At 68.5% G+C, this 5123-nt stretch carries 6 protein-coding genes; 1 reads left to right on the top strand and 5 read right to left on the bottom strand.

Annotated elements, in window-relative coordinates:
- Positions 1-180: 180 nt before the first annotated feature.
- Together QRO91_RS21860 and QRO91_RS21855 are read right to left on the bottom strand one after the other, a co-directional pair.
- The gene (locus QRO91_RS21860) at positions 181-1389 is read right to left on the bottom strand and encodes an endonuclease/exonuclease/phosphatase family protein (protein ID WP_049427817.1); all 1209 of its coding nucleotides are present in this window, start codon (positions 1387-1389) and stop codon (positions 181-183) included.
- Between the two features lie 37 nt (positions 1390-1426).
- Complete coding sequence (locus QRO91_RS21855) at positions 1427-2182, bottom strand: arginyltransferase (protein WP_197620196.1); 756 nt, start codon at positions 2180-2182, stop codon at positions 1427-1429.
- A 157-nt stretch (positions 2183-2339) separates the two neighbouring features.
- On the opposite strand from QRO91_RS21855, the gene QRO91_RS21850 reads away from it, so the two are divergent.
- Positions 2340-2906 carry an EF-hand domain-containing protein gene (locus tag QRO91_RS21850; protein WP_197620195.1) on the top strand — a complete coding sequence of 189 codons (567 nt, stop codon included), beginning with the start codon at positions 2340-2342 and terminating at the stop codon, positions 2904-2906.
- 51 nt (positions 2907-2957) lie between these two features.
- Here QRO91_RS21850 and QRO91_RS21845 read toward each other — a convergent pair whose 3' ends face one another.
- The 3 genes from QRO91_RS21845 to QRO91_RS21835 all read right to left on the bottom strand — a co-directional run.
- On the bottom strand, positions 2958-4175 hold the full coding sequence (locus QRO91_RS21845; protein WP_049427811.1) for an RNA polymerase sigma factor: 1218 nt from the start codon (positions 4173-4175) through the stop codon (positions 2958-2960).
- 224 nt (positions 4176-4399) lie between these two features.
- The gene (locus tag QRO91_RS21840) at positions 4400-4909 is read right to left on the bottom strand and encodes a pathogenicity-like protein (protein WP_100443652.1); all 510 of its coding nucleotides are present in this window, start codon (positions 4907-4909) and stop codon (positions 4400-4402) included.
- A gap of 4 nt (positions 4910-4913) precedes the next feature.
- Positions 4914-5123, bottom strand: a 210-nt coding sequence (locus QRO91_RS21835; protein ID WP_285310570.1) for an acyl-CoA thioesterase II, incomplete at its 5' end; no start/stop codon positions are given.

Raw genomic sequence — 5123 nt, 5'->3', positions numbered from 1 at the left:
GGTTTTTCCATAACCGTGGGTTTAAATACCAGGCTGTACCGGTACGACCGGACGGTTATCTTGGTGACGCTGGCGGTGCAGCTGGTGGATGTGCGTGAGACCCCTGTGTTGAGCGCAGCCCACGGTGGGCTGTGTTGCGCGGGAGCCGAGCGTGGGCTCGGCTCTACAGCGCAATCTGCCTTACGGCTTCACATCCACCCACACCAGGTGGTGGTCGCTGCCGTCGGCGATCTTCGCCTCCGGGCTTTCATTGGCCGGCCAGAAGATGCCGCTGCCCACATACTCGAAACCGGTCGAGGGCAGCACGTAATCCAGGCGCATGGTGCCGGACTTCGGGCCGAAATCGCCGGTGGCGTGGAACGGCGCGCCCTTGCGCTCGATGCCCTTGGCCGCATAAGCCAGGCTGGTCTGCTCGCCGCCGACGCTGCGCGGGGTGGGGTAGCGCAGCACGCGGGCGTTCTCGATCAGCTCGACGATCGCCTCATGGCGGCCATCGCCATCGACCGGGTCGTTGTTGAGGTCGCCGAGGATCACGAAGCGCGCGTCCTGCGCCAGGCCACCGCATTGGCCCTTGTCGTCGCACAGCCACGGCTTGTCACCGCTGGACAGGTACTCCTGCCACAGGCGCAGTTCGTCGTGGTTGCGCGCAGCGTTGCGCTTTTCCGGGCCATCGAACACCGGCGGGGTCGGGTGTGATACCAGCGCATGCACCACGCCGGCCGGGGTCTTCACCGGCACGTCCCAATGCGACTTCGAGGACAGGCGGAGCTGCGACCACACGTGGTCGTTGTAGAAGCTCTGGCCGGTACGTGGATCGACCGGGCGGATTGCGCCGGGCATCGCGCTCCACTTCAGCAGCTGGAAGCTGCGCACCTTGGCTTCATCGATCGGGTAGCGCGACAGCACCAGCATGCCGTACTGGCCCGGGTGCAGGCCGTATCCCCAGGCGTCATTGCCGCGGCTGCGGCCTTCGCCGCCGACCACGCCGTTGTTGTCCAGGTCCAGGCCGCTCGGCACGCCGGTGTTGACCGGGGCCAGGTAGCGGTAGGCGAAGTGCAGTGGCTTGCCGCCGCCGGGCTGGGCCACTTCCAGGTAGCGTTTCTGGAACAGCTCGGCGGCGCGGTGGGCGTCGTCGAAATCGAACTCGTTCAGCAGCACCAGGTCCGGGCGCACCTGCTGCAGTACCGCGGCGATCTTGCGCGCGTGTTCGCTGTCGCCTTCCAGCTCCTTGATCAGGCCGCCGGCGTCGTCGGAGTACAGCGAAGTGTTGTAGGTGGCCAGGCGCAGCGCAGTGGACGGCTTTTCGGTCATCGCGGGGGACGTGGCGAAGGCGGGGGCGGTGGCGCCGCAGAGCAGGGCCAGGGCGAAGATCAGGGGTTTGGCGTTCATCCCCCTATTCTGCACCCGGCCCGGTGTCAGCGGTTTGTCAGCGCCCGTCCAGTTCGTTGTCGAAATCGTGCCAGCGGCGGCCGTCGTACGCCTCCAGCGGATGGAAGCGGCGCTTGTAGTCCATCTTCTGGTGGCCGCGGATCCAGTAGCCCAGGTACACGTGCGGCAGCCCCTCGCGGCGGGCCCACTCGATCTGCTGCAGGATCGCGAAGGTGCCCAGCCCGCGCGCGGCGTGGTCCGGGTCGAAGAAGGTATAGACTGCCGACAGGCCATGCTCGGTGACGTCGGTCACTGCCACCCCCAGCAGCTGGCTGGGCTGGCCGTCGCGGCCGGGCAGGCGCATCTCCATGAAGCGGGTGTGTGACCAGCTGCCGATCAGGAACTGCTCGAACTCGTGCGGCCCGTGGTCGTCCATGCCGCCATTGGCGTGGCGGTGGGTGAGGTAGCGGTGGTACAGCGCGAACAGATCGTCACGGGCGGTGGCGGCGGTGATCCGCACCTCCAGGTCGTCATTGCGGGCGGCACAGCGGCGCTGGCTGCGGTCCGGGGCGAAGCGGGCCACCGGGATGCGCACCGCCACGCAGGCCTGGCAATGCGCACAATGCGGCCGGTAGACCAGGTCGCCGCTGCGGCGGAAGCCCCAGCTCAGTGCCAGCGGATACAGCCCGCCCAGGCGGCGATCGTGCGGGTCCAGCACCAGGTCGCGCGCCACCCGGTCCGACCAGTACCCGCAGGGGTGCTCGCTGGTCTGGAAAAGCCGCAGTTCGTCGTCTCTGTCGCCGTGTATCGCCATGGGCACAGCATAGCCCCAGCCCGTCGCAGTGGCGGCGACTGTCCGCCGGATGAATGGAACCGGCCGCGGCGTCAACCGATGTCGCGCCCGGGCGTTGTTGTCTCCCGAGGGTGAAGTGATCACCCCCGACGCAATTCCCATTCCCAGGAGTGACCCCATGATCCGTACCCCCCTGTTGCTGGCCCTGCTGCTTGCCACCTCCGCTTCCGGCATCGCGCTGGCGGCCGATACCCCGGCCGCGCCGGCACAGCGCCTGGCCAAGCTGGACACCAACGGCGACGGCGTCATCGATCGCAGCGAGGCCGCTGTCAACCCGCGTCTGGCCGCGAAGTTCGACCAGCTGGACAAGAACAAGGATGGCAAGCTTTCGCGCGATGAACTGCCGCGCTGGCAGCATGGTCGCCGTGGCCACGGCGGCGAGCGCTGGGCCAAGCTGGACGTCAACAAGGACGGGCGCATCAGCCGCGAGGAAGCCAAGGCCGATCCGCGCCTGACCGCGCGCTTCGACCAGCTCGACCTCAACAAGGACGGCTACCTCGACAAGGCCGACCGCGAGCTGCGCATGAAGCAGCGCCGTGATGCCTGGTTCGCTGCCGCCGACACCAACAAGGACGGCCAGTTGAGCAAGGCCGAGTTCGACGCAGCCAAGGGCCCGATGCACGGCGGCCCGCGTCATGGCGGTCCGCGCGATGGCAGCGTGCCGAAGCCGCAGCCGCAGCGCTGAGTTTCAACGCGATGATCCACGACAACGCCGGCGCACTGCCGGCGTTGTTCGTTACAGGTTTCCGCTGCGCATCAGCGAATACACCACCAGGGCGATCACGAACACGTTCGCGCCGATGATGCCGGTGCGGCCATACAGGGATTCGAATTTCCAGTTGGTTCCACTGCGGCCGCGCCTCGCTGAATCACGTGCGATCATCGGTGCCATCAGGCGCTGCAGCGGCACCAGGCACTGGTAGTTGACCACGGCCAGACCCAGTGCCAACAGCAGCAACTGGCTCCACATCGGCACCTGCAACAACGTCGCCACCAGCATTACCAGGCACCAGGCCAGGCCGGTGCCGGTGTTGATACGCACAAAGCGTCGCACCTGCGTACGTTCGTCTTCGGTCCCGGTGTACGACATCAGGAAGCGCGCACCGAGGTAGCTGCCGATCGCACCGCCGATGACGGCACCGGCGATCGCCCCCCAGTTTTCGGCCGGGATCACGTGCAGCTGGCCCAGCGTAGCGGTCAGCGTGCCCATTGCGGTCCCGCCGGCAGCGCTGGCGCCGCCCAGGCCGAGCTTGCTGCCACCGATGCCGACACCAGTGCTGAGCAGGATCGCAGCACTGGCCGTACCCGGCGCTGCGACCAGCACCATCGACACCACGGCGGTGGCGAACGCGGCGCTCGGTGCACTGCTGCGGGCGAACTCGCCGAAGCGCTGCAACAGGCCGTCACGCACCAGGGCGCGGGCGCGTGACAGGCGCTTGCGCACCGCCGCGTCGCTGAGCCCGAGCAGGTCGGCCACCTGCTGCGAGCGCTGGCCCTCGCGGTAGTACAGCAGCAGTACTTCGCGGCTGTCGGCGGGCAGGGCGGAGATGATGTCCTCGGCGGCGATCTCTTCTTCCACACGCTGCAACCGGTCGGCTGTGCTCGGCGACGGATCGGCGGCCATCCCCAGCGCCACTTCGGCCGCCTCGCCGGAGAGGGGCCGGCCACGTTGCGCACGCAACCAGTCACGGGCCAGGTTGCGGGTGATCTGCCGCAGCCACGGCAGGAAGCTGGTCGAGCTGCGCAGCTGGTGCAGCTGCTGCCAGCCCTTCACGAAGGCTTCCTGAGCAATGTCCTCGCTGGCCTGGCGGTCGCGGGTGATGGCCAGCGCGATGGCAGTGACCGTGTTCTGGCAGGCCAGAACGATTCGGCCATAGGCGTGCTGGCAACCGCTGGCGGCGGCCGGCAGTTCGCGTTCCAGGGTCTGGTCGATCGATGCGGCGAACGTCGTCATGGCGGCGGCACTCCTGCTGGGATTGTGTCCCAAGACGGAGCTGCGCGCCCAATGTGACCGCAGATGCTGATGCATCTGCGGTCCGCGCATTCCACTTCATCGCCGCGCCGTTGGCGCACCCCCTTGAACAACAAGGGGGCTCCAATCCTGACGGGTTACGGTGAAATCGCCGCCCCGCTGCCAGGTCGCTGTGCTCGCCGGGCATGGCCCGGCGCTACCGCCCCTTACTTGGACGGCTGGATGCGGACCCGCACTTCTTCCTCTTCCGGCGCGGCCTCCGGGGCCGGTTGCGCCTGCTGAGGCTGGGCCTGCGGGGCAGGGGCCGGTGCCGCAGGCGCCGGGGCGCCGCGGTGGCGCAGGCCGATCACCAGTGCCACGCCGGCGATCACCACCAGCAGCGCGATGCGGATGCGCCAGGCCCAGCTGCGGCCGCCGCTGCCCGCTTCAGGCGCGTCGCGGAAGGCGAACTCGGCCGTGGGGTGGTCGCGGCGGGTGGTGTCGAGCAGGCGCGCCTCGCGCAGGATTTCGCGCGCGCGCGGCTGATCGTCGGCGCGCACGATCCACACCGCCGGATAGGCATTGGCGTTGCCGAGGTCGGTATAGCTGAACTGGCCGCGGCGGCGGGTCTTGTACGAGCGCCCGTTGGTCACCTTGACCTCGATGCCGTGCTCGCGCAGGAGCTCGGCCACGCCCTCGACGGTTTCCACGCGCTGGCTGCTGAAGATCTGGCGCATGGGTTTACTCCTTGGCCGGCACGGCGGCGGCCGCAGCCTGGTCGGGAACGACGCGGATCAGGCCTTCCTGCGCGGTGCTGGCCACCAGCACGCCGTTGCGGGTGAAAAACTGGCCGCGGGCCAGGCCGCGCGAATCCTGCGCGCTGGGGCTGTCCAGCGAGTACAGCAGCCAGTCGTCGGCGCGGAACGGGCGATGGAACCAGATGGCGTGGTC

The sequence above is a fragment of the Stenotrophomonas maltophilia group sp. Smal32 genome, assembly GCF_030237085.1.
GTDB lineage: Bacteria > Pseudomonadota > Gammaproteobacteria > Xanthomonadales > Xanthomonadaceae > Stenotrophomonas > Stenotrophomonas maltophilia_Q.
This window is presented reverse-complemented; position numbering and strand designations above follow the sequence as displayed.